2 protein-coding genes and 1 pseudogene are annotated in these 3,304 nt (G+C 41.6%); all 3 read left to right on the top strand.

From position 1 onward, the window contains the following. Window positions 1-359: 359 nt before the first annotated feature. Window positions 360-416, top strand: a pseudogene (locus NB504_RS18510) (DUF645 family protein); the annotation flags it as partial. An 892-nt stretch (window positions 417-1,308) separates the two neighbouring features. After that, window positions 1,309-2,250 (top strand): RsiV family protein, encoded by a 942-nt coding sequence (locus NB504_RS08250; protein ID WP_258428626.1) that lies wholly within the window; start codon window positions 1,309-1,311, stop codon window positions 2,248-2,250. A 151-nt stretch (window positions 2,251-2,401) separates the two neighbouring features. Continuing rightward, window positions 2,402-3,223, top strand: coding sequence for an NAD-dependent epimerase/dehydratase family protein (locus tag NB504_RS08245; RefSeq protein WP_194664254.1), 822 nt, complete (start codon window positions 2,402-2,404; stop codon window positions 3,221-3,223). The last annotated feature ends 81 nt before the right edge of the window (window positions 3,224-3,304 follow it).

Below are 3,304 nucleotides of genomic sequence, written 5' to 3'. Positions count from 1 at the left end.
GTATAACAAAGCGTTCAAGAGGGACAGCCAACGCGTGGCATTTTTACTGTGCGTTGGTTTTTGTGGTTACGGTGTTATGCGTTAAGTTGGTAGTGGCGTTGGCTGCCCCTTAACGCGGCGTTAGCTTCTAAAAGGCTAGAATCATCAAAATCGAAGCTCAATCGTTCTTAAAACTCAGCTTCTAGCGTTCAAGTCGCACAATTTTGCTTTCTAGTCTTTCTGATGCTGACTTGGTAGAAAGTGTTGAATGTTCAGCAGTTTCAAAATCGCTGAAAACTATCAAACCTCGATGCTTCAATGTTGTTGGATGCTCCACACGGAGAGTTTGGTTTCACAAAGGCTGCATCATCGCTGAAAGTGTGCTTTCTTTGTCGCGGACTCTTAACCGTGGCCAACTTAGCCTTGAGCGTTTTGAGTTTTGGCAGCCAACTTCACAGCTTTTGGCGTTGGACGTGTGTTTGAGAGATGCTTTTGCGTAAAATGCATTTCAAGCAAATGTGTTTAAAAAGTCATTGGTAAACAATGGGCTACGAAGCTAACAAACGCCTCAAGAGGGACTGTCAACGCGTGGCGTGTCCAGTCCCATTGAGCCGCGGTGGTTCCGGCTGTTGTGTTTGAGTTTTGTGTTATGCGTTGCCAGCCCCTTAGGCGGGCGTTAGCTGAGGTTAAGAAAAATCATAAAACTCCGTGTTCATTTTTTCTTGGTCTGAGGCTCTAGCTTTACACCTGAAAGTCAGCACTTTTCCATGTATCTCGCCAGTGGCACTGTTCGTGAAGTGCTTGAACTAACCGAAGTCTGTTTACGGGAAGTGGTGTGTTTGTTTATTTCTTTGGTGTGGCTTCTTTGGTTTTGAGGCTCTTTCGCGCTTAAATGGATTTTGCGCACTTGGTTGCTGGCTTCTTCGAAAGAATTCTTTGTAAATTTAAGTCTTAGAGGCTCGTCAGTTTTCCTGTTATTTCTTCTTTGCCAAGTGCTTTTCGTGGATTAGGTTTTAGTTTCTCAGTTGTCCGTTTTACTTTGTCGCTTGAAAGCAATAATGTGTTTTGAATTAGGCCGTTGGGTAGTAAATCTCCAGCTAAAGTGCAGCAGCTAACAAGCGGCTCAAGAGGGATTGCCAACGCGTGGCTACTTTAGTGCAAAATTGCAGTTCAGTGTTTAAGTGTGTTTTTTAAGTTCGGCGGTGCGTTGTCAACCCCTTAGCCGGGCGTTAGAATTATTCAGTGATATCAAAGACATTGTGACAAATTCTAGGTGCTCAGATAATGCAGTTAGTTTAGTATGTAGTCTTAGTTTATATAGGAGATTACATGAATCTAAAGAAAGTTATCCCTCTCATCTTGCTGACCTCGGGTACACTACAAGCAGCTACATTAAATGAAATCGCAGACTTTGCCTCACGCCAATGTGAAGAAATCCACTCAAGCGGTAAAGTTAGTAAATCTCAAATTACTGCGAAGCTAAAAGGTCAAGGAAAAGCTTTGGTAAAGCTAATAGGAGGTTCAGTATCTGCCGATGGGAGTTATAAACTGGATTCTGTGGAATACGATGGGGTCCCATACGAGCAATTAGCTTCTCAATTGACAGACGTTCGTAGCTGTAAGCAAAGATTAACGGAACTGATCCTTGAGAAAGCTACGCTCGAAGAAAAGAAAACTGACTTATCTTTTTCAAAAAAGCACATAAATTATGAGCGAACCAATCCTACTAACTCTAGCTGGGTTGCTGAAGTAGAAGCTGATTATGTTCAAATTTCAGGGCACCCTAACCAGCTAATAGAAGATCGTATTAATGCACAATTGAAGAGTGCAGCTCGAGTTGACGTAGAATATGAACAACAAAATTGGTTTGTAACAACAGAAAAATATGCATTAAAAGGTGACTTGCTTAGCGTTATTTATAAAGGCACTTATTACGCTCATGGAGCAGGTGGTGCCGGCAATGTTATTGAAAGTGCAAATATTAATATAAAAACAGGTGGTCAGATTTACTTTAAGGACCTATTCGTAGCTGGTTATAAGTCGGGTGTAGATCAAATCGCTGAAACTACGTTGAAGTCACAGGGGTATGGGGAGTACTTTGATGGCTTAAAAGATGACCAATGTTATTACTTTGATGGTAAATACCTAACATTGTGCTTTGACGAATACGAAGTTGCTTCAGGAGCTGCTGGCTCCGTGGAAGTAAATATTCCTCTAGATGACCTTAGGCAATACATTAGTTTAAACGGTCCTTTGGCGCACGCATTATAATTCTAACAAAGCATTTAAGAGTGATTCCCAACGCATGGCATTTTTCATTCCATCGTTGGGTTTGGTGTTTACGGTGGTATGGTTAATTTTAGTGGTAGCGTTGCTCACACCTTAATGCGGCGTTATGTGTAATCGAGAGTTCAGGGAAAGAATGAAAGTACTTATAGCAGGAGCCAATGGATATATTGGTAGCCATGTGACTAAGATGTTTGTCGAAAATGGTTTTGAAGTTTCGACCTACAGCAGGACTAGCGGTGTCTTACGTCCTGCTCGGAAACTTACTAAAATGCCATTAGATCTCTCTGGTTACTTTGATATCGTTATAAATTGTGCTCGCCCACATTGGTCAGAATTTTCGCCGGAGGAAATCGCTGATATAGAGTCCAAGCTGCTAATGCAGTTGGATAGACTCGCAGCTAAAGGAGCGACAAAAATCCACACATCGGGCGTTTGGCTATTTGGTAATGCTTCTCGTAATGATCTCAAAGAATTTCGGTTTAAGCCTCTGGAAATGGTAAAATCGGACACAGTTACGATTGATTGCGCTATCACAAATAAGTGGCATGTCGTTTACTGCCCTAGTTTGGTTTATGGTGGTGAAAACTGTCAGCTAAAGAGAATTGTAGATTCTTTATCAAACCAAACTCTCCAAGTAGCGATACCATCTAAAGGTTATAACCAATATATCCATGTTAATGACATCGCTAGATTCTATTTAGCATTGGTTCAAGGTAAACATCCGGCGATGCAACACTTTATTGCTGAGACTGAGGGGTATAGTCCTGAGGCCTTTTCTCAGTTGCTACAAGACTTTCAAATCGTAAAGCAGGTTCACAAGAGCAGTTGGAGTGACTTTGAGAAATGCCATGGTTATTCGGCAGTGGAAATTGAAAAGCTAAATCTTAACCTTCCAATTAGTCCTTTGTTTGAACCGACAAAGTCCTTAAGGGAGTACATAGAAAATTACACATAACAAACGCTTCAAGAGGGACAGCCAACGCGTGGCATTTTTACTGTGCGTTACTATTGTGATTACGGTGTCATGCGGAAAGTC

Origin of the sequence: Vibrio sp. RM-69-4 (assembly GCF_024743775.1) — a bacterium.
Taxonomy (GTDB): Bacteria; Pseudomonadota; Gammaproteobacteria; order Enterobacterales; family Vibrionaceae; genus Vibrio; species Vibrio anguillarum.
Note: the sequence above shows the minus strand (reverse complement) of the source record. Positions and strands in the feature narration are given on the sequence as shown.

Excerpts from the sequence above, each read along its gene's own strand:
- NB504_RS08250 (WP_258428626.1), top strand. The coding sequence starts at position 1,309 with ATGAATCTAAAGAAAGTTATCCCTCTCATCTTGCTGACCTCGGGTACA.
- NB504_RS08245 (WP_194664254.1), top strand. The coding sequence starts at position 2,402 with ATGAAAGTACTTATAGCAGGAGCCAATGGATATATTGGTAGCCATGTG.